This window comes from Chryseobacterium mucoviscidosis (assembly GCF_002177115.1).
In the GTDB taxonomy this organism is placed as follows: Bacteria; Bacteroidota; Bacteroidia; order Flavobacteriales; family Weeksellaceae; genus Chryseobacterium; species Chryseobacterium mucoviscidosis.
On record NZ_MVAG01000085.1, the window covers coordinates 1 to 22,697 of the forward strand.

The 22,697-nt window shown below is 34.8% G+C and carries 17 protein-coding genes; all 17 read left to right on the forward strand.

Going from position 1 to position 22,697, the window contains the following annotated elements; all coding sequences use genetic code 11:
* Positions 1-605 precede the first annotated feature (605 nt).
* Genes B0E34_RS05110 through B0E34_RS05185 form a run of 17 tightly spaced genes read left to right on the forward strand, consistent with a single transcriptional unit; the run spans position 606 to position 22,517 of the window.
* Positions 606-1,307 (forward strand): Pvc16 family protein, encoded by a 702-nt coding sequence (locus B0E34_RS05110; protein ID WP_087707510.1) that lies wholly within the window; start codon positions 606-608, stop codon positions 1,305-1,307.
* 24 nt (positions 1,308-1,331) lie between these two features.
* The gene (locus B0E34_RS05115) at positions 1,332-3,272 is read left to right on the forward strand and encodes a phage tail sheath C-terminal domain-containing protein (RefSeq protein ID WP_087707513.1); all 1,941 of its coding nucleotides are present in this window, start codon (positions 1,332-1,334) and stop codon (positions 3,270-3,272) included.
* A gap of 24 nt (positions 3,273-3,296) precedes the next feature.
* The gene (locus B0E34_RS05120; protein ID WP_087707516.1) at positions 3,297-3,734 is read left to right on the forward strand and encodes a phage tail protein; all 438 of its coding nucleotides are present in this window, start codon (positions 3,297-3,299) and stop codon (positions 3,732-3,734) included.
* An 11-nt stretch (positions 3,735-3,745) separates the two neighbouring features.
* Positions 3,746-4,204 (forward strand): phage tail protein, encoded by a 459-nt coding sequence (locus B0E34_RS05125; RefSeq protein ID WP_087707519.1) that lies wholly within the window; start codon positions 3,746-3,748, stop codon positions 4,202-4,204.
* 13 nt (positions 4,205-4,217) lie between these two features.
* Positions 4,218-4,391 (forward strand): DUF5908 family protein, encoded by a 174-nt coding sequence (locus tag B0E34_RS21250; protein WP_165762949.1) that lies wholly within the window; start codon positions 4,218-4,220, stop codon positions 4,389-4,391.
* A complete protein-coding gene (locus B0E34_RS05130; RefSeq protein ID WP_087707522.1) occupies positions 4,388-5,158 on the forward strand; it encodes a CIS tube protein in 771 nt (256 codons plus the stop codon). Before B0E34_RS21250 ends, B0E34_RS05130 begins: the two co-directional genes overlap by 4 nt.
* A gap of 6 nt (positions 5,159-5,164) precedes the next feature.
* Complete coding sequence (locus tag B0E34_RS05135; protein ID WP_087707525.1) at positions 5,165-6,835, forward strand: phage baseplate assembly protein V; 1,671 nt, start codon at positions 5,165-5,167, stop codon at positions 6,833-6,835.
* Between the two features lie 3 nt (positions 6,836-6,838).
* Complete coding sequence (locus tag B0E34_RS05140) at positions 6,839-7,129, forward strand: PAAR domain-containing protein (RefSeq protein WP_079351082.1); 291 nt, start codon at positions 6,839-6,841, stop codon at positions 7,127-7,129.
* Positions 7,130-7,142: 13 nt separating this feature from the next.
* Positions 7,143-7,559 carry a GPW/gp25 family protein gene (locus B0E34_RS05145; protein WP_087707531.1) on the forward strand — a complete coding sequence of 139 codons (417 nt, stop codon included), beginning with the start codon at positions 7,143-7,145 and terminating at the stop codon, positions 7,557-7,559.
* A 4-nt stretch (positions 7,560-7,563) separates the two neighbouring features.
* Entirely contained in the window at positions 7,564-10,887 is a 3,324-nt protein-coding gene (locus tag B0E34_RS05150) for a baseplate J/gp47 family protein (protein WP_123956547.1), read from the forward strand.
* A gap of 2 nt (positions 10,888-10,889) precedes the next feature.
* Positions 10,890-13,916, forward strand: coding sequence for a baseplate wedge protein (locus B0E34_RS05155; RefSeq protein WP_087707536.1), 3,027 nt, complete (start codon positions 10,890-10,892; stop codon positions 13,914-13,916).
* An 11-nt stretch (positions 13,917-13,927) separates the two neighbouring features.
* Positions 13,928-16,906, forward strand: coding sequence for a hypothetical protein (locus B0E34_RS05160; RefSeq protein ID WP_087707538.1), 2,979 nt, complete (start codon positions 13,928-13,930; stop codon positions 16,904-16,906).
* A 24-nt stretch (positions 16,907-16,930) separates the two neighbouring features.
* Positions 16,931-17,479, forward strand: a complete 549-nt coding sequence (locus tag B0E34_RS05165; RefSeq protein WP_087707541.1) for a hypothetical protein — start codon at positions 16,931-16,933, stop codon at positions 17,477-17,479.
* 5 nt (positions 17,480-17,484) lie between these two features.
* The gene (locus B0E34_RS05170) at positions 17,485-18,909 is read left to right on the forward strand and encodes a contractile injection system tape measure protein (protein ID WP_123956549.1); all 1,425 of its coding nucleotides are present in this window, start codon (positions 17,485-17,487) and stop codon (positions 18,907-18,909) included.
* Positions 18,910-18,922: 13 nt separating this feature from the next.
* A complete protein-coding gene (locus B0E34_RS05175; protein ID WP_087707546.1) occupies positions 18,923-20,044 on the forward strand; it encodes an eCIS core domain-containing M35 family metalloendopeptidase in 1,122 nt (373 codons plus the stop codon).
* Positions 20,045-20,055: 11 nt separating this feature from the next.
* Positions 20,056-21,216 carry an eCIS core domain-containing protein gene (locus B0E34_RS05180; RefSeq protein WP_087707549.1) on the forward strand — a complete coding sequence of 387 codons (1,161 nt, stop codon included), beginning with the start codon at positions 20,056-20,058 and terminating at the stop codon, positions 21,214-21,216.
* 20 nt (positions 21,217-21,236) lie between these two features.
* Entirely contained in the window at positions 21,237-22,517 is a 1,281-nt protein-coding gene (locus B0E34_RS05185) for an ATP-binding protein (RefSeq protein WP_087707552.1), read from the forward strand.
* The last annotated feature ends 180 nt before the right edge of the window (positions 22,518-22,697 follow it).

A 22,697-nucleotide genomic window follows, 5' to 3' on the forward strand; every position in this document is an offset into this window, starting at 1 on the left:
CCTTCTTTTTCTTCAAATTTCACAATATCAAAATAATCCACTAAGTATGGTGGAAGCAAAAACTTTAGTAATTCTTGATCGTTTAGCATTATACAAAGATAAAACTACTTAACATTCCTCCCCAACTTTTGAGACTGATCCACATTTTCTTTAATTCTTACTGTAAAAATTTATGTTAGACATGAAAAGCTACAGGCTAAACACAAGAATTGGATAACCTAAAGAAAAAATCTGTTCTAACTTCCTTAAGTTACTTCTATTTTTTGTCCTATAAATTTCTGCTAAAACAATGAGATTATTATTTAAATAATTCAGTATTGATATACTAAAGATTATTCTCTCAACGTAAGCAAAGAATTGTTGAATATTTTATAAACAGCCAGTGTGGATTCTGATACCAGAAAAACATCTGAAACTCATTAAATCAGTTCAGCCATTTATTCAACACTTACAAGCTTATAACATCAAATCTGATAGTTTAAGCCTATTAATCTTTCCCATTTAAGTTTTAATAAAAAATAGTGATTTCCCCATCCCGGAATCAGGGTTTTTCCTGTAAGGTAATGATTATGTGATGTATAAATTTGTTGATATAAATTAAAGTCATGAAAATCACAGAGTTCCTTTCAAAACTTGTTGCAGCAGTAAATGCAGAAATAGCAGGAACACCAATCGTTGAACTGGCAAATATTGCTACGCTTAATGATGGAGATGAATTTCTTTCTTCAAAATCTTCTATTATTTTATCCATTGTAAATATAGAAGAAGATAAAATACTTAAAAATCAGAGCTTATATAAAAATTATATTCCATCAAGCAATACCATAGCAAAATACAAAAATCCTACTCAGAATTTAATTTTATCACTTCTGTTCACATCTTATAATATAAAACAATCTGATTACGCTACAGGAATCGAAAAACTAGAGGTGGTAATTAGATATCTTCAAAACAACCGGGTTTTTTATTGGCAACCTCCCAATTATAATTTATTGAAAGACGAGCCAAAAGGCGTTTATGAAAAGTTCATTTTTGAAATAGTAAGCCTAAAAATCGATCAATTGAACCAAATGTGGTCTTATTTGGGTTCCAAATATATGCCTTCAGTATTGTATCAAGTAAGAATGATTCCTATCCAAAAAGAAGATAATCTTGAAAGTGAGGAAGTCATTAAAACCTCTAAAATACAATTGTGGGAAAATAACAAAGAAGATTTGGCAGGATTATTAGAAAGCGGAGAGTATGAAATAGAAGACGAAAAGTTACCCAAAAAAGATTGGAAAATAATTCCTGTAGAAAAAAAATAAATATAAACCAATAAATACTGTATCATGAATATTAGCTCAATCAAAACACCCGGAGTGTACATCAATGAGATTGATGCATTTCCTCCATCTATCGCCCAGGTTGCAACTGCAATTCCTGCATTTGTAGGATACACACAGAAAGCAGCCTCTCTGAATGTTCCTACTCGGATTTCCTCCTTAATGGAATACGAGCAGTTTTTTGGCGGAGCTCCTTCTCCTGCAAATATTTCGGTAGATTTAGACAGTAATCTGGTTCCATTGGATACTTCTTCTGTTACAGAAAGCAAATTCAAGCTCTACAACAGTATGCGGTTATTTTATGCCAATGGTGGCGGAGAATGTTATATCGTTTCAATAGGACTTTATAGTGATGATCCTGCTTTTGATGCAGCTACCAAAGGAAAGTTTACATATGGAATTGATAAACTTGAAAAATATGACGAACCTACATTAATTGTATTTCCGGATGCTGTTAACTTATCAGCCGCTAATTTGGGAGCTTTACAATCACACGCATTAATGCAGTGTCAGAAACTGATGGACAGATTTACCATCATGGATGTAAAGCAAAGTTCTTCTGGAAATTTAATTAACGACTGTGAAGACTTCAGAGATGAAATAGGAAATCAGAATCTGAAATATGGAGCCGCTTACTATCCTTATTTACAGGCAAATTTTCCTTATCAGTTCAGATTCAATGATATTAACGGTATCGTCCCGGGAAAAGTAAATTTTGCTGCGATCTACGCAACAGATCTGAAAATAAAACCTTTGCTGGATAACTTTGAGATCACTTATAAAAAAGTCTATCAAAATACAGCACCAAAAGGATTCAGCGTAAAATGGAGTGAACAGAATAATGATAAAGTAATGATTTTGAACGACTTTAGCAATTCCAAAGTTTACGTGAACCAGTTATGGGATTATCTGAAAATTCTTGGGGAGACTACAACTTTAGCCAATCCGTTTAAAACTTATGTACAGAGCTTAATTCAGGTTTCTCTGAAACAATATGCTCAGAAATTGGTTGATTTTAAAGATATCTATGATAATCTGCAAATCGCAGGCGCTGATCCAGATGTTGATCCACCTATTAACTTAACCCCGCTTGAAGCTAATCCGGATGCACATTTTGACGATACCATCTGGAGAAATGGAGCATTTGCAGCCTCAGCCGTAAATCCTTACATGGGAGCGTTAGTCACTGCTGGTTTAGCGGATAAAGCAAAAATTCAGGCAGCTTTGGATAAACTTAATTTCCAGATGATTGCTGCTGTTAATTCCGCAGTCAGTGCATTGGAAAATTATGTAATGGAGGAAGAAAGTAATCTGATTTCTAACATTCCGCTTTTCTCAGTTATTGTTTCAAAGCTTTCCCAATCGATGAATACAGTTCCTCCTTCAGGAGCGGTAGCAGGGATTTATGCGCAGACAGATGCTACAAGAGGCGTTTGGAAAGCACCTGCAAACGTAAGTGTAAACGGAATAATAGGATTAGCAGACGACATCAACGATAAAGATCAGGAAAACATGAACATTCATGAAACCGGAAAATCTATTAATGCCATCCGAAAATTTACAGGAAGAGGAAACCTTGTCTGGGGTGCGAGAACTTTAGCAGGAAACAGCAACGACTGGCGATATGTAAATGTAAGACGATTAGCCAACATGATTGAAGAATCTGTAAAAAAAGCCTGTATGCAGTTTGTATTTGAACCCAACGTAGCACAAACATGGATTAATGTGAAAGGAATGATCGAAAATTATTTAACAACCCTTTGGAACGACGGTGCTTTGGCAGGAGCAAAACCGGAACACGCATTTTTTGTGGCAGTCGGACTCAACCAAACCATGTCTGCACAGGATATTCTGGATGGTAAAATGATTGTAAAAGTAGGATATGCTCCTTCAAGACCAGCAGAATTTATCATTTTGGAATTCAAACAAATGCAGCAAAAATCTTAATTATTAACTCTAAAACTATACATCATGCCAAATACAGATTTTCCGCTACCTAAGTTTCACTTCAGTGTAGAATGGGGCGGCAGCAAAATAGCTTTTACAGAAGTTTCCGGATTAAACAAAGAAATGGATGTTATTGAACATCGGGTAGGTTCAAGCCCTGAGTTTTTTAAAAAGAAAATGCCCGGATTACAGAAATTAAGCAATATTACACTCAAAAGAGGAGTGTTTGCCGGAGATAATGAATTTTACGACTGGTACAATACAGTTGCATTAAATACCGTAGAACGCCGCAATATTACGATCTCTTTATTGGACGAAAACCACGAACCCAAAGTAGTCTGGAAAGTAAAAGACTGTTTTATAGTCTCTTTAAAATGCACCGATATGAAATCTGATGCCAACGAAGCAGCTATAGATACAGTAGAAATAGCCAACCACGGATTTACAATGGAACACGTATAAATCTAAACATCATGCCTGAAAGCAATCCCATTCCCGGTTTTTACTTTTCTGTAATCTTTGAGTTGTTGCCGCAATTTAATGTAGATACAAAATTTCAAAGTGTTAACGGACTGAAAGTTACCATGGAAACCGAACCTTATACCGAAGGCGGACAGAATAAATTTAAGCATAATTTGCCACTGCGTTCCGGATACCAGGATTTGGTTCTGAAAAGAGGACTTACCTCGGATATGTCTGGTTTATCGATGTGGTGCAGTCAGGCGTTGGAAGACTTTGTTTTCTATCCTGCCAATCTCATTATTTCTTTATTAAACGAAAAAGGAAATCCCCTGAAAGTCTGGTATGTATCACACGCCATTCCGTTAAGTTATGAATTCAGTGATTTCGATGCCGAACAGAATAAAATTGTCATTGAGACCATTACATTGAAGTATAACTTTTTCAAAGAACTTCCGGTTCCTAATTTTTAATAATGATTAAAATATGGCTATTCAGATTAAAGAATTACACATTAAAGTGAAGATTGAAGAAGAGCCGGTACATTCTGCCCGTTCTCAGCAAAATGATCCTTTAAAAATACAGGAACTAAAATCGCAGCTCATTAAAGAGTGTACCCGTGAAGTATTGGAAAAACTTAAAGAAAGAAAAGAAAGATGATACAGGCAGCATTAGGAATTATAGACAAAATGAGGATAGAAGTATATGAAACGAGCGACTATAAAAAAACTCCTAAAAAAACCATTTTCGTACAGCTAAATCCAGAGAAATATATCCGCCGGAACAATGTCGTATTTTCTGAAGAACAGCCGATAGGAGCATCTTCAGGCAACTTGGGATTCAATAAAATAGATGGGGAGGAAGTAACGTTTGATTTTGTTTTTGACAGCTCTGGCGTTGTCCCGCCGGGAAAAATAAAAGACGGAAAAGGAGAAATGTCTTTGCTGGATAAAGCAGGAGATGTCCTTGGTGCGCTTTCACCTGCCATCGTTAATTCTTTTACAGAAGTAAAATCTGTGGAAGAAGACGTTGAAGCATTTAAGAATCTTACCATTGGCTACAACGGAGATACTCATCAAACAGCCTATCTCCAGATTCTTTGGGGAGGATTCAAATTGCAGTGCCGTCTTAAAAGTATGGACATCGAATACACTCTTTTCAGAAAAGACGGAAGACCCATAAGAGCCAAAGTTAAATGTGTTTTTAAAGCAACCACAACCCATCAGATTATGGTTGCACAGCAGAATAAAACCTCGCCGGATCTTACCCACTTCAGAACCGTTACAATGAATGACAAGCTGCCACTGATGGCAGAAAACATCTACGAAAATGCTTCGTATTATATAGATGTTGCCCAAACCAACCAATTATTAAGTTTCAGAAAAATAGAAACCGGACAAAATATTTCGTTTCCGCCCATTAAATAAAATGATATGCCTGTTCAACCTTACATACCAACGGATGATCTTCTGAAACTGGAATTTTTAACAGAAGGAAAGAATAATGGTCTGGATACTTTGCTTAAACAGGCACAGGTAGTTTTTGAACTGAATAAAATACCGTTTGCCAAATTTACTTTTATTGCTTCAAATCCAGATGTAGATGCGAAAACAGATTTACCGACAGATTTGCTTAAAAAAGGACAGAATATAGAAGTAAAAATAACGGTAAATAAAAAATCTCAGACTCTGTTTAAAGGATTTGTAAAATCTATTGAAAAAAGCATCAGCGAAAGTGCTGTTACGGTAAAAATAGAATGTAAAGATCAGGCTTATCAATTAACGAAACCATCTAATGAATCCGATAACAGTAGCGAAACATTCAAAACAAAATTAGATCGATTTTTATCGCAAGCTAATGTTACAAATAAAATTGAATCTAAGGGACAAAGCTGGGAAGAAGAATATATTACCCGCAATCTTCATACAATTCCTTGGGATTATCTGGTCGGATTTTTAGACTCAGTCGGAATGTTGGTTAAGGTAAGAAATGGTGAATTTAGTACTTTAGATATTTTAGAAACCGTTCCGGAAGAAAAATATACTGCAGAAAACGGAATTAATGTGTTCACGTTTTCAGGCAGAGAAGACGAATCAAAAAAAATCAGTAAAGCTTCAATCGAATATTGGGATCCGTCTTCCCAGTCAATAGAAAAAACAGAAGCAGAGCAGGAAGCAGAAAAAAATATCAAAACATTGTTCCTTAATGAAAGCCGTTTTCTGACTTCTACAATGACAAGAATGGCAAATACATTTCTTAAAAGAAGCAATCACGCTGTCATACAGGGAGAACTTTCAACCTTCGGAAATCTGAAAGCCAAAGCAGGAGATTTTTTGATCTGCAATAAGATTAATAAAGAAATTGATAAAAAGAAATTATTAATAACTAAAGAATACCACACCTTTGAAAATGCATGCTGGAAAACCGAATATACTCTGGGTATAGAATCAGAACAGTCTTTTACTGAAATCAATTCGCCATCCGTTCCTGCTCAACAGGCGCAAACCGGACAAACCAATTCGGTGAACGGATTACAGATTGGCGTAGTTACACAAATTGAGGAAGATCCCGATAATCAGTTCAGAATAAAAGTAAGAATACCCACACTTTCTGAAAGCGGAGAAGGAGTCTGGGCGAGATTATCTAATGTATTCTCAGGAAACGGAATGGGAAGTTTTTTTATCCCCAATGTGAATGATGAGGTAATTGTTGGATGTCTGGGAAATAATCCCGATACGCCCATTATTTTGGGAAGTCTTTACAGCTCAAAGAATGCAATGCCTTTTCCGATAAAAAAAGAAAATTATACCAAAGCTTTTGTAACCAAAGAAGGTACAAAAATACAATTGGACGACGAAAAAAAATCTATTGAGCTCAGTACAAAAAAAGGCAATAAACTATTAATAAGCGATGATGAAAAAGGCTTTGTACTTGAAGACGAAAATGGAAATAAAATAGTGATGAATGCCGACGGAATTACATTAGACAGCAGTAAAGATCTTATTCTTAAAGCAAAGATGAATTTCAAAATGAATTCGGCAAAAGCAGCACTTTCTGCGTCTGCAACAATGGATGTAAAAGGATCAATCATAAAACTCAATTAAATTATGCCTGCAGCAGCAAGAACCGGCGATATGCACGTCTGTCCTATGGTTACAGGAACAGTTCCACACGTAGGAGGCCCGGTTTTACCGGGAGGAAACTCTACCGTATTAATTGACGGAATGCCGGCTTCGGTAGTAGGAGACAGTTGTGTTTGTACAGGACCGCCCGATACCATTGTAAAAGGATCGGCGACAGTACTTATTGGCGGACTTCCCGCCGCAAGAATGGGAGACTCTACAGCACATGGAGGAACAATTGTTTTAGGTTGTCCCACAGTGATTATAGGAGATTAAAAAACTAAAAACTATGAAAACAGATGATTTTTTAGGAAAAGGATGGGGATTTCCTCCGGCTTTCAATACTGTTACCAGAACAGCAGAAACCGTGTCCGGCGAGAAAGATATACAGGAAAGTCTCCAGATTTTACTCAGTACACAGCTTACAGAAAGAATCATGCGTTCAGACTTTGGCTGTGATCTTACTCCGCTTCTGTTTGAAAATGTTACGGTAACCCTTCTTACAAAAATTAAAGGCATTATTGAAAATGCCATTTTAACGTATGAACCCAGAATAGATATAAATGATATTTATTTTGGCTCGGAAACAAATGATGCACAGGGAATTATCAGGATTGAAATTGAATACACCATTCGTGCAACCAACTCCAGACTGAATTATGTATTCCCGTATTATCTGGAAGAAGGAACCCATATTAAAATCTGACATCATGGAAAACTGTTCTTCAAAAATATCAATCCATCAGGGAACGGGAACCACCCAAAATGCAAGGTTTTTATCAGCCTTACAACCCACCTATTTTCTTCTGGAAGAAAGAGAAGAGATAGATTATGTTGTATTGGCTCAGAGAATGTCTAATTACCTTCACTATTTTAATGAATCTGACTCTACTATTGCACAAAGCGACTGGTCGCCGTTTTTCGCCTGGGAATCTACCGCAGTTTTAGCACAAATCTTCAAATGGAATATTGAAGATTACGAGAAAAAATATGAAAATATCAGAAAATCAGTTCCGTTAACCAATGATAACGAAGAACTGAAAAAACAAGTCGGGAAAATTTTTGGAAAAATTCAGAAAGATTTTATCAGCCTTACAGACAAAGCTGAAACTTTAGATCATCATATTTCGGTAAAAGAATTTTTATTAAGCTCTAAAACAGCAATTGAGATACAATTAAGTTCTTTTATTTCAAAGATTTCAGACGAAAATTCAATCATTACTTTATTACAAAGCTATCAGTTTAATAAAAATATTCAGAATCTTTTCGGATTACTTTTGTATTGGAAAAACAGCACTGAAAAAGCATTCACACAACAATTAGAAAGCTATCCTTCCCACACTCCGCATTACGCACTGTTTCTGGCTTTTTTAAAACTGTTGGGCATTGCAAAAAATTATCTTAATGACTTTACAAAAAGACATCTGGATTTTTATTACAAAGACATTTTACAATTGCTTCCGCAGAAAGCACAGCCGGATTTTGTCCATCTTTTGATAGAACCTGCCGTCAATACAGATGCTTTTCTATTGTCGAAAAATACTATTTTTTCAGCAGGAAAAAATTCGTTGGGGAAAAATAAATTTTATGCTTCCACTTCAGATCAGGCAATTAATTCTGTAAAAATTAAATCATTTCTAAGCCATTACATCAATCAGAATAGCTGGAAAAAAACAGATTTATTTCCTTTAAATGCAACAAATACTCCTTTTTCCGCATTTTCACCCTCTTCAGAAAATACAGAAACAGGACTACTTCTCGCAAGTCCTTTATTTTATATGAAGGGCGGAACAAGAATTATTACTTTGAAATTTGATTCTCAGATTTTAAATCCAAATTCATTCGATTTCTGGATCACGGGAGAAAAAAAATGGATAAAAATTACTCAGGAAAATAAAGAATTAACGCAGGATAAATATATTAAACTTATCATTCCTGCTTCTGAAAAAGCGATTGTTCCGTTTAATAAAGAAATTCATGAAGGAGAAGCAATTGAAACCCTTCATCCGATTCTTAAAATAATTCCGAAAAACAATACTGAACAAATAGATTGCAAAACCCTTGAGATCGGAATTACCGTAACAGGATTGAAGAATCTTATTGTTGCAACCGACACAGGAGTTGCAGACATCAATAAACCCTTCAAACCTTTCGGGGATTTTCCTAAAAACGGAAACGGATTTATCATCGGATGCAACGAGTTTTTTCTGAAAAAAGGAGCTGCTGCCAGCTTTTCAATTGAAAGTGATGCTGCTTCATCTTATGCTTTTGCAGGAACATTAAACTCTCCAATTCTGAGCAACACCATCAGCTTAGCGCAAACCGGAAATAATTTTGCACAAAATAAAATTTCAGGAATCCAGAGTGTAAGTCTGAACACAAACCTTTCGACAACAGTTAATAATTTGATCTCTCAAACATTTGTAGGTTCGTTTTTTGCATACAAAAGATTGGTTGACAGTTCTTTATTGTTTGAAATGAAGAAAGGAAGATTTATTAACGAAGGAAATAAAGCTTTTAATTCTATATATACAAACAATACTCCTGTAAAAGAATATTCGGAGGACGAAATCCCGGATAATAAAACGGTTTCCGGATACATAAGAATTCAGCTTAATGATCCAAAATACGAAGGTGAAAAATTTTTACAGGATTATATAAAAGCAGCAAAACAAGAATCTCCGGTTTTACCGAAAGTTCCTGTTATTCAGTCTTTGGCAATGAATTATTCTCTCACTCAAAAATATAATTTTAATGCTTCAGATGATGCTCTTAATCCATTAGAATTTTATCATCTTTTACCTTTTGGATATGAAAAATTACGTCCGAACTCTTCGTTGTCATTAATTCCGGATTTGCCCCAAAAAGGAGAAATCTATATCGGATTTGAAAATGCTCAACCTGGAAACGGATTAAGCGTCCTTTTTCAAATGGCAGAAGGAACAGCCAACCCGAGAAAAGAACCCGCCAAAATCTCTTGGGAATATTTGTCAGACAATCAGTGGAAACCAATAGACTCATACGATATTGGAGACGAAACACTCGGTCTACTGCAATCCGGAATCATTAACATTACCGTTCCTCATTTCGATAATTCGCAAACTGTCGTTTTACCTAAAAATCTGTTTTGGTTAAAAATCTCAGTGAATGAATTAGACCGGATCTGTCATTTTGTAGGCATTCACGAACAGGCTTTAAAAGCCGTTTTATTTGATTTTGAAAATAACGGAAGCGGTTTTCTGGAAGTTACTCCAGAAGAGACGGTTTCAAAACTATATCAACCCAATCCTTTTGTTAAAAAAGTAAAACAGCCATATCCTTCTTTCGGAGGGAAGAAGCAGGAAGAAGATACGCAATTGTACCAACGCAGCAGCGAAAGATTAAGACATAAACAAAGAGCCATAACTTCATGGGATTATGAAAGACTCATTTTACAGGAATTTCCGGAAGTGTACAGAGTGAAATGCCTAAACCATTACCGATATGATTCAGGAAATATTTCCAATGTTTCTGCGGGATATGTAACGCTGATTCCGGTTGCAAAATCGCTCAATGCATCCAATGTTTGGGAGTGGAAACCATTATTAAGTCTAAGTACTTTACAACGTATCAAAAACAGAATCATGGGATGGTGTTCTCCGCACGTTCGTTTGTGTATAAAACATTCTGTTTTAGAAAAAATTCAGATTGGATGCAAAGTGAAATATAAAGATATTCCCGGAGCAGATATCCGTTTATATGCTAAAATGCTTGCAGAAACAATTAACCGTTACATCAGTCCGTGGGCTTACAGTGATATCGACATTGACTTTGCAAAAAAAATAGAATTATCCTCACTGATTCAGTTGATCGACAATCAGTCTTTTGTAGATTATATTATTGATTTTAAAGTCAATCACCTCATTCTGGATGACGAAGAAAATACAATCATCAAAACAATGGCAGATGTAAAGGAAATTGTTCCGCAGACAGATTACACTTTGTTTATTCCGAACGATACCCATGAAATTAAAGAACTCAAAAACAACTGTTAACCATGAATCCCGAATATTACATACCGTCAGAAAGAATATTGAAGCCTTCGCAGAACTATGATTTTTTGCGAAAAGAAGGTTTGAAATATATTGAGAAACTGGGAAACACTTTCTGGACAGATTATAATGCGCACGATCCGGGAATTACCATTTTGGAAGCACTTTCTTATGTGATAACGGAATTGGGATACAGAACAGATTTTGACACTAAAGATCTTTTGACCAACAAAAACGGAAAAATCCTGAACGGTTCGTTTTTCACTGCAAGAGAAATTATGACCAATGCTGGATTGACTGAACTGGATTACAGAAAGATTTTAATTGATATTGAAGGGATTGCCAATGCATGGTATTTGTCTGTGAGAAAGGAAACCGACCAGTTTGGTTATAATCTGCCGCATCCTTCAGAACAAAAACTGTACATCAATATATTAGAAGACACCTTGAGTTTTGCCTCAAAAGATAAAAACAATACTTCGTTACAACCGCTTTTGGTAAGAGGATTAAATAAAATCATTATTGAGCTGGATGAGGATGTTGTGCTCGGAGATCTCAATACAACCAGACTTGAGTTTGCATTTTTACATTCTTCAAATTGGGTACAGGTTAATATAACACCCGAATTTTCTTCATGGAACGATCCTAAAACTCTTCTTTTGGGCAAAATGGATAAACCTTCCAAAATAAAAAATAAAAAAACAGAGATCAAAAACAATATGGTAGTTGTTCTTGTTGAAAGAACCACACAGATCAATGATACTCTGAAACTGATTGTTGAACCTATTGATAAGAATGATCTTCAAAAGGTAAAAGATTATTTCAGTACAGAAAAACCAATCTGCGAGATCATTTCTTTACTGAAAGACAAAAAAGAAAAAGTAGACGGAATTTTCAGAACCGTTCAGCAAAAGCTGCATCAAAACAGAAACCTTACCGAAGATTTTCTGTGTGTGGAAACCATCCGGAGTGTAGAAATAAGCTTCTGCGTTGATGTAGAATTAGCTCCTGAAGCAGATTCTGTGGAGACAATGGCACAAATTCGGATGGCGATTGAAAAAATTCTCAATCCTCCGGTTCGGTTTTATACTCTTTCCCAATTAATGGAACAGGGTTTAAATTCCACCGAAATATTTTTGGGTCCCAAACTAAAACACGGTTTTCTCAATGACGAAGAACTCCGGAAAGCACAGCTTCCAAAGAGTATTCATGCTTCAGATATTATTGCTGCCATGATGGAAATTAGAGGGGTTATTTCGGTTGAAAATCTTTTGATGACGGCTTATAATTCTTTAGGACAGCCGATTACGGAAAGCATGAACCAAAAATGGTGTCTTCATTTATCAGGCGAAGAAAAACCTGTATTCTCTGCGGAGAAATCAAAAATATTGCTGTTTCAGAAAAAAATTCCATTCCTTTTATCAGAAAACAGCCAGATGTTGGTCGATCAGAAAGTTCAGCAGCTTAAAGCTCAGGTTAAAAATTATAAATTATATTCAGTTCAGAGTGATTTGCCTGTGCCGGAAGGACAATTTTATCAACTGGATGAATATTACAGCGTTCAGGAAGAATTTCCGGTAAATTACGGATTAGGAGCCAACGAAATTTCGGATAAAGCACCCGAAAAGAGAAAAGCACAGGTAAAACAACTAAAAGCGTATCTTCATTTTTACGATCAGTTACTGGCAGATTTCTTCTGTCAGTTATATCACGCTAAAGATATTCTGGATATTGAACCTGTAAAAAACACTTATTTTCCCAATTATCTGGATAAAAACCCGAAAACGGGAAAAGATTTTTATACAAAAGAAATTTACAGGGATAATTTTAAGAACGCATTATTAAACGGTGAATCAGAATTTGATGTTTCTCTGGAAGAATCGCAATCCGTCTTCAACGACAGAAGAAACCGTGCTTTGGATCATTTGATGGCGCGGTTCAGCGAGAGTTTTAACGATTATGTCTTTATGATGTACAAAGTAAGTCAGGATTCAGGAGGTTTGGGAGAAATGACTTTTCAGCCACAGGATCTAGTTCACGATAAAGAAGCATTTTTAAAAAATTACGCAGAGATCAGCTCAGAAAGAGGATTGGGAATAAACTATCTCAATGCAGAAATTCTTGAGGATAAGTTCGGTTTTCAGAATTTCTGGGAAACAGATCACAGAGGAGGTTACGAAAAGAGAACTGCAAAATTATTGGGAATCAATAACATCGGATTAAGAGATATTGTAACGGAAGATGAGGTTCAGGCACAATGGACGTTGCCTGTAAAGATGAATAATCAGTCTGTTGTCTGCAAAATTGTAAAGACTTTAACAGATTTAGCTGAAAAATGGAAATGGACACAGCAAAATTTACTCAATCCGGATATTTATTTCATCCATAAACAAGGGAGTAAGTTTTTCATTTATTTAGGCGAAAATCCTAAGAAAACAGCAACCATAGACAAAACTTTTAAAAGCTACGAAGAAGCTTCAGAATTTTTGTATCAGCTCATTCAGCTACTGAACGAAGCGCATGAAAATTTCTATTGTCTGGAACATATTTTAATAAGACCATTTCCTTATTTTAATAATGATAAAGAAGATCTTTTAACAGTCTGCCTCAAAGATGACTGTAAAGACGAAGCGAATAACGATCCTTATTCCTTTAAAACAACCATTATTTTGCCGGGATATTTATCAAGATTTAAAAATATTACTTTCAGAAGATATGCAGAGCAGATTTTCCGTCAGGAAGCTCCCGCTCATGTTTTACTGAAAATTTGCTGGGTAGGATATGAAGATATGCTGAATTTTCAGAAAGCGTATAAAAACTGGCTGGAAAACTACAGACATTTCAGACTTAAATATTGCAGCAAGACTTTAACTAAAAAAGATTGTACAACTTTTTATCAGTATCATAAAGTATTGATTGAAAAGCTGAAAGAACTCAACACGATTTACCCTGAAGGAAATTTATACGATTGTAAGCTCAGCGAGACCACCAATCCCATTGTATTAGGTAACACTTCATTAGGAACTCTTTAAAATTTACACCCATGAAAACTCAAAATCCATCCAAATATCCTGTTTTTGAAGCCGATCAGGTTTTAAGCCAGAAACATCTCAACCGCGCCATCAGTTACCTTGAAGAACAAGACCGGCTTACTCGTGTCGGAGGCATCGGAGTTGGTATTATCTGTGGTCTGGAAATTTCGCATCCACAACCTAATCAGATTACTATAAGCTGCGGTACTGCGATTACTTCATTGGGATACCAGATCAACTGGGAAGAAAAAACCTTCGGTTATTATCATCCGGTTGAATTGTCGGCTGATTTTCTCGCTCCGAAATTTATTGATGGAGAATATCTGGAGCTTACATTACCTCATGCCAAAAAATATGAGCCGTTAAAAAATTCCGTAGAACTTTTGCCAACCAATACGCTGGAAGCAGACCGTATTACAATCCCAAATAATTTTTTCAAAGATAAATTTGTCATTCTGCTGCTCGAAACTTCACTGATTGACGAAAAGAACTGTGTAACCACCAATTGCGACGATAAAGGCAAGAGAATTGAGTTTAAAGTAAGACCCTTGTTGATCTCAAAAAATCAGTTAAATCCTTATTTGTTCCCGGAATATCCGAAAGCGATGAACTTTGAAAAAATTTCATTACCAAGATATAATATTCCTTATAATCAATTAATAACAGGTTCGGACGTTTTAAATGAATTCAAAAAGAATTTGGCAGATTCCGTAGTAACTCTTGTTTCAGAGAAAATAAGTCTGGCTTATAAAAATTACAAATTGATTATTGATGATACGGTTGATTTCAATGTATTGAACAATCCTAAAACAGCTCTGGAAACGGTAATTAATGCTCATAAAAACAGTGTTAATGTACAGTATTTATGGGATTGGATGTCGGATATTGCTTCTGCTTACAACGAAATTACAGAATTTAATGAACGGAATCCTTCCCTGTGCTGTGTAGATGAAGCCATGTTTCCCTTCCATGTTGTTTTAGGAAATACAGATGATAATGATATTAATTACCGAACTCCGTTTTTCTCCACTCAAAACAGTTCATTAAAAAACAAGCAGAAAAGAAAAGAGCTGTCTCTGTTATTTGAAAGATTAGTTCATCTTATAAAATTTTGGATTACAGAAGATCATGTAATAAAGATTACACCTTCTTTTTACGGGGATATTCCGCTTTCTAAAAAATCAATTCCTTTTTATTATGATCAGATTGTAGAACTTAATAAAAAATGGAATCCAAAGAAAACAGCAAAAAATAAAAACAGCGAGATCCTTTCTTATCATTCTGAAATTGCGGGTTATACCAATCTCGACAGTGTAAAAAAACCTTTACTGTATGATATTGAACCGTATAATTTCTTCAGAATTGAAGGACATATAGGAAAAAAATACATAGATGTGGTTGAAGAGCTGAATATTATGAAAAACAGCTACAATCTGCCGTTTAAAATAAGCGCTTTAAATGCGACTGATTTTGTAGGAAAAATACTGGATATATCAAAATTTGAAGGAAGATGGGACGATCTGGAAACCGATTACGATTTAGCGAGAAAAAGATTATACAACATCACAGAATTTGTAGTTAATTGGATCATAAGCAACAAAACAACAATTGTTCAGCAAAATTTACTGGCGGCAGAAAGTATTGATAATCTTAAAAATATTTTGATCCAGATTAAAAATCTGTTGCCGAGTGATCTGAAGGATTTTCTGCCCAACTTTACAAATTTTAATCAGGTTTTCAAACAGTTGAACCAGACTTTCCTTATTCACAGATGGTGTATTCAGTTTACGAAACCTCAATTATCAACTACAGCAGAAGATCTCATCGACCGATTTGATGACATTAATGAACTTTTTCTGGCAGATCCTTTTGCGGTTATTTATGAAGAATCTCAAATCCGCTGGGAAAAAATTTATAAAGATATGTTCTTTTCCACCTTCATCCAGAAACATCCGGGAATTGAACATAAAGCAGGAGTTACCAAAGGCGGAACATTTATTCTGGTGTATGTAGATTCTACGATTTTTAAGACCGTGAAACCACTTTTGCCTTATACGCAGGTTTTAACTTTACTCACCAATTACCAGAATAATTTTACTCAGGTTCCTGTGAGTGTAAAACAGGATATTGAAGCAAGCATTAATTTTAAAGATTATACTACACAAATCATTACTCCACCCGTCGATGAGTTGGATAAATGCAAACAGGAAACCGAAAACATCAAAGCCAACATCCTGAAAATTGCCGATTTTAATATGTCGCCGACCTACACAAAGGAGATGAAATCCTATTTACTCGGAAAACTCTCTTACGCTATGCAGTTTCAGGTGAATACAGCAACCGATATTCCGAATCAGCAACTGGTGATCGCCGATTTTTTTCTTCCTTATCTATGTTGTGGCGAAGGAAATACAATTGAAATTAAAATAGAAAAATCTGAACCTTTGTCTATTTCAATGAAAACGTTAAAATATTGCAATACAGATGATAAAGAGTATGAAGTTTTGATAAAAGGAAAATCGGGTGGAATTTTTTCGGGAACAGCAAAAGATGCAGTCGTTCAGAAAAGTGACAAATATTTCTTAAAACCAAATCACACATCCGTTAAAAAAGCAGGAAAATATACTTTACAGTATGAATTTGAAGGCGAATTGAGTAACAGCTTAGAAGTTGAGATTTCTGAACCCAAAGATATTTCCAACTGGAGCGCTGTAAGGAATTCCATAGATGTGACAGCTTTTGAGTTGATAAATACAGATCCGGAAGATAAACATCAATATGAGATTGATTTTGGCGACAAATCTGAAAAAATAACTACCGATAAAAAATCTTTAAGACATATTTTTCCGTTCAACGAAAAAGTAAAATCATTTACTGTAAATATTAAGCAGTTAGGCGAAATCTGCCCAAATACACAGCAAATCATCGTAAGAATCGGAGATTTTAACAATCCTGATTTCAACGAAAAAGATTTTAATACCCAAAAATAATAACCTCAACTAAAAACAACAATCATGGCAACAAGAACACAGGTAGAAGCAAAAATAGCAGGAATAAATGATGGCGGAAATAATACAGCAGCAGAAGTACGGGATGTACTTACCAATTTGTTAGACTATACAGAAAATAAAGATGCAAATGTACGTTTGCCATTATTTGAATTCTGGGAAGAGAATCCTCTTTTGTCTGAAAAAGATACCGCTAATTTATGGTACTCGTTTCGGGGAATCGAAAATACATCCGTAAATTTTACATTCAGATTGGTTATAAGAGAAGCCAACGTTACAAGTTTTACATTCCGGATAGATCCTAAAATTTCCGAAACTTTAAATAGTTTTTTTCAGCAATTTGATAATGCATTGATGTCTTTTGTGGTATCTGTAACGGATGTTGAAAAGCAAACACAAAGAATCTGGACAATGAGTATTAGATTCAGAGAGAATATATTGAGGATTTCTTTGAAAAAAGAAACGGCAGCAACTAATGATGCGATAAAACAGTTTGATGAGGTCTTTACTTCAGTTTATTTCCATTGTCCTCCATTCAATTTTGATAGAAAATAATCGCAATGCATCTTCTCCAAAAACATATTGTTGATGTACGATGCTCTTCTCAAGTTTTTGGGAAAGAGATACAAAATACATTGTCTGATGTTCTGGAGAAAGATTTTTATCCGAAACTGGAAGCCGTTTTAGACCAGTATTCAGTTGAAAATTACGAATGGGAAATTGAAAATCTAACAATTGAGTTACCCGATATTTCTCAAAAAAACTGGAAAAAAGAGTTTATAAGCCAGACATTAATTCAAATTGAAGAATATCTGAAAAATAATTTTCCTGTTTTAGAATTAGATAAAACCGAAGAAAAATTAAAGAATTTCGGATTTGAATCGCGCACAAAACTTGCGGAGAATTTATTTTTTGAATATTTAAAAACAGGAGCAATTGCAGAAAATTCATACTCTAAAAATGCAGATGAAATTGTGGAAGCAATAGAAATCTTAGAGCTATTTTGTGAAAGACTTATTCGTATTTTCGATGAAAGCCAAAATGCGTTAATCAGATTTTATTTTAACATTAATGAATCTTTTAAAGAAAAAGTAATTTTTGAAGTATTAAAACTTTCGACTTCAAAACAAAAGATTTCTGAATTGTTAAACGTTTTTTTTAATTCTGGTATTAAATTTTCCACCGTTGAAGAGCTGGAAAAATGGATTTATCATCATCAAAATTTCTCCGAAAATCAAGATCTTAGAAATGAAAAATTATACCGTAAAGACGAAGAACCATTCGAGTCTGATCAGGAAGAAATAATGAATCGGGAAAAGTGTTCAAATGAAGTTGACAAAGAAAAACGGTCAATAAATAATAATAAAAAATCTGAAATAAATACCGCGAATACTTTTAATGAAGACAATCATCAAAATATGAAGACAGATCAACAAGATATTCGCGAAAATACAATAACAAATCCATCAGAATTACAGATTTCATCTCTTTACATAGACAATGCGGGTCTTGTTATTCTGCATCCTTTCCTTGTAAACCTTTTCCAGAAACTTAATTTATGCAAGGATGAGGTTTGGAAGGATAAAGAAAGTCAGCACAAAGCTGTTTTATTAACCCAATATTTAATTACCGGTCAGGAAATTTTCTTTGAAAATGAATTAATTTTAAATAAACTGATATGCGGTTTTTCTGTTGAAAATGTAATTAATACCAGACAAAAAATCAGCGAAGAAGAAAAAGAGGTTTGCAATGATCTGTTATCAGTCGTTATAGAATATTGGTCTGTGATGAAAAACTCATCAGTAGAAGCACTCAGAGAAACTTTTTTACAAAGAGCGGGAAAATTATCCCTGTCTGAAGTTCATTCTTCAGAATTGTGGGTGGAAGAAAAGGGAGTAGATATTTTATTAGCCAGTTTACCTTGGGCAATTGGTATGATACAGACACCTTGGATGGAGAATTTTTTGTATTGCTATTGGAACTAAAAACAATAAGATCATGGAAGCATTAAACCTTCAAAGAGAACAAAAACAAACATCAAAAAAGAATAATTCAACATTTTTCAAACCTGCTATTCAAAAAAAACTGAGTATAGGTTCAGCAAATGATTCCTACGAAGTAGAAGCCGACAAAGTAGCCGATAAAGTAATGAAAATGAGAGAACCTTCTCCACAAGTTACTCATACAGGAGCTCTGGTACAAAGAAAATGCGCACATTGCGAGCAAGAAGAACAACTTCAGATGAAACCTTTAGCGGAAGGTATTTCTCCATTCATTCAGCGTTCTTCTTCAGAAAATGGCGGCGTTGCTCCAGATCATGTTGAAAATCAAATAAATTCGAGCAAGGGAGGCGGAAGTGTAATGGATCATGAAACAAAAAACTTTATGGAAAGCCGTTTTGGGGCAGATTTTTCTGATGTAAAAATCCACACAGGAAGTGAAGCGGTACAAATGAGCCGAGAATTGAATGCCCAAGCTTTTGCTGTAGGAAATGATATTTATTTTAATGAAGGAAAATACAACCCAACTTCAGATTCGGGAAAACATTTGTTGGCGCATGAGTTGACGCATACAGTGCAGCAAAGTGGCGGAGTGGGGAGGAAAATTCAGAAATACAGCCACCAAGATTGTAATGAAACAACAGATTTGCGACCTCATATTTGGCCAGCAAATCATATAGCTATTACGATGGTGGATAATGCGATTTCTGCGCTTACAGCTTCTACAGTAAGTTCTTCTACGATTTCTCTTTTGGATAATCATTTTAATAGCCATTCTTCAAGTACTATTTCATCAGTTTTAAAAGTGTTTAGAAAAATAAAAGCAGCTTTTACCGCAAATAATTATACCTATGAATGCGAAAATGATTGTGATGATGATAATGCTTACGTTTATGGAATATGGTCGGATATACACTTATGTATGAATAATTTAAGGGGTAGAGACAATAGAGGTATTGCTGCTATAATTGTTCATGAATTTTCACATTATTATGGAGGTACAGATGATAATGTATACTATTTTTCTTTTGGATCAGGTACTATTCCGTCTACTTTATCTGTTTCTGATGCTATAGATAATGCTGATTGTTATGAAGGATTCGCATATTATCATAATTAAAAATCATAAATATGGAGACATTCATTAATCAAAAAGAACAAAAAATACAACCGAAAAAAAATAATGCCAATTTTTTCAAACCCACCATTCAAAAAAAACTGAATGTAGGTTCTGCTAATGATTCCTACGAAGTAGAAGCCGACAAAGTAGCAGATAAAGTAATGAAAATGAGCGAACCTTCTCCGCGAGTTACTCATACAAGAGCCTTGCTTCAGAGAAAATGTGCACATTGTGAGCAAGAAGAAAAACTTAGGATGAAACCTTTAGCAGAAAATATTTCGCCGTTAATTCACCGTTCCTCAAAAGAAAGTGGAGGAGTTGCACCAAGTCACATAGAAAGCCAAATTAATTCTAGCAGAGGAGAAGGAAGCGTAATGGATCATGAAACAAAAAACTTTATGGAAAACCGTTTCGGAACAGATTTTTCCGGTGTAAAAATCCATACCGGAAGTGAAGCCGTACAAATGAGCCGAGAACTGAATGCACAAGCTTTTGCTGTGGGAAATGATATTTATTTTAACGAAGGAAAATACAGCCCGAATTCCGATAATGGAAAACATTTACTGGCGCATGAGTTGACACATACAATACAGCAAACGGGTAGTATTGGAAGGAAGATACAAAGAACCTGCGGAGATGTAGCTGAGAATTGGTACAATCCATTCATAAGAATTGCTTCGTATGATTCTGGTTGTATGATTCAATACTCAAATGTAAATAGAAGCACAATCACTCCTATTGATTCAGATTGGCAACGAAATGCTTTAAATACAGGATTGTTTTCGGCATTTGCAGGAGTTGCGACTACGGTTATCGGAAGAAGGTTGGGATTGTCACAGTTGGCAGCTTTAGTTTTTGGTGGCGCTGTTGGCGGTATCAGAGGATACGTTGGTATGACTGCGAAAGAAAGAATCAGAGGTTATACCGTTGTGATGAATAATTGGTACGGAAGATACAAGTACAACGTTATTACAAACGAAATTTTAGCTGTTGATTATCAGGGAAAAAGTAATGATGTACTATCTATGGTTTCTCCGTGGTATTTGGAAGAAGCAATATTTGATGCTGAAAATAACATAATTGGTAATTATATTCATACAAATGAAATGGATATTCCCGGAGTACATGTAACGGGTGTTTCTTTACCTGAAAATTCGTTTGGCACTATTTAATAAAAAATAATCTTCATAAAATGCCTTTCCAGAATCTAAAATCTTACATTTTAAATTCCCTTGCTCCTCAAAATGAAGGAGTACAGGAAAATTATGATTTTAAAAATACTTTTTCAGAAATATTAGGAAGAATAACCACTCACGATGAAGCTGTGATTTTATTATTGGCATTAGTCCCTCATGTTTTGCCGCATTTTTTTGATAATCTTATTAAAGAAGTACATCCTGAAGGAGGCGAATTTCCAGAATTAGGAGGTGTAAGACTAGAAAATCACAGAGGAATGTTGCCAACAGGCGAAACAGCACAATATATTTTAGCAAAAGAAAATATTGAAAATCGTCTGAAAATTCAACAGCTTTTTGATAGCATTCATTGGTTTTTTAAAGACCAGATTATTACCCTAGATGCTGTAAAAGAAGGTGAGCCTTCAATGAGCGGAAGGCTTATTTTAAAGCCTGAAATCATACATTTATTGTTATACGGAGAAAAATTGAAACCTAAATTTAGCCAAGACTTTCCTGCAAAAGAAGTTTCCACTCAGTTACAATGGGAAGATTTGGTGGTAAGTACCATTATTCAAAATCAGATTCATCAGATGAGACTTTGGATAAAGCATCACCGTACTTTACGGGAAAACTGGGGAATGGCAAAGCATCTTCTTCCGGGCTACAGAGCATTGTTTTACGGACCTTCCGGAACAGGAAAAACATTAACAGCTACCTTATTGGGTAAAGAATTTGGCAGGGAAGTATATCGGGTAGATTTATCGCAAATCGTTTCGAAATATATCGGAGAAACAGAAAAAAATCTTGAAAAAATTTTTACTCAGGCAGAAAATAAAAACTGGATTTTGATTTTCGATGAAGCCGATGCCTTATTTGGAAAACGTACCCAGACAAAATCTTCAAATGACAGGTATGCGAATCAGGAAGTAAGCTATCTGCTGCAAAGAGTAGAAAGTTTTAACGGATTGGTGATACTCACAACCAACTTTAAAAATAATATAGATGATGCTTTTTTACGCAGATTTAATTGTTTAATAAGTTATAATAAACCCAATGCTGAAGAAAGATTATTGCTTTGGCAAAAAATGATTCCCCTGAATGTTACTTTAGAAGATTCTGAGATTTTACATAAAATTGCCACAAATTATGATTTAACCGGCGCTCAAATTATTTCTGCAATTACATATGCTTGTTTACAAGCAATCGAAGACAATACTGTGGTGCTGAAAAATTCATTTTTATTAAAAGGTATAGAAACAGAATACCAAAAAGAAGAAAAACCTATCATTTTTTAATAAGATGAATCTTTTAACACTTTATTAATATTTTATAAAATATACTAAAAAAGCTGAAGAGATTTACTCCTTCTGGCTTTTGTCTGCATTCCAATCAGGAAACTTTAAACATCCTATGTTACTTTCCAAATTTTAAAAGTTAATTTTTTTCTTTTTTTAAATATAATTTGGTTGATATTT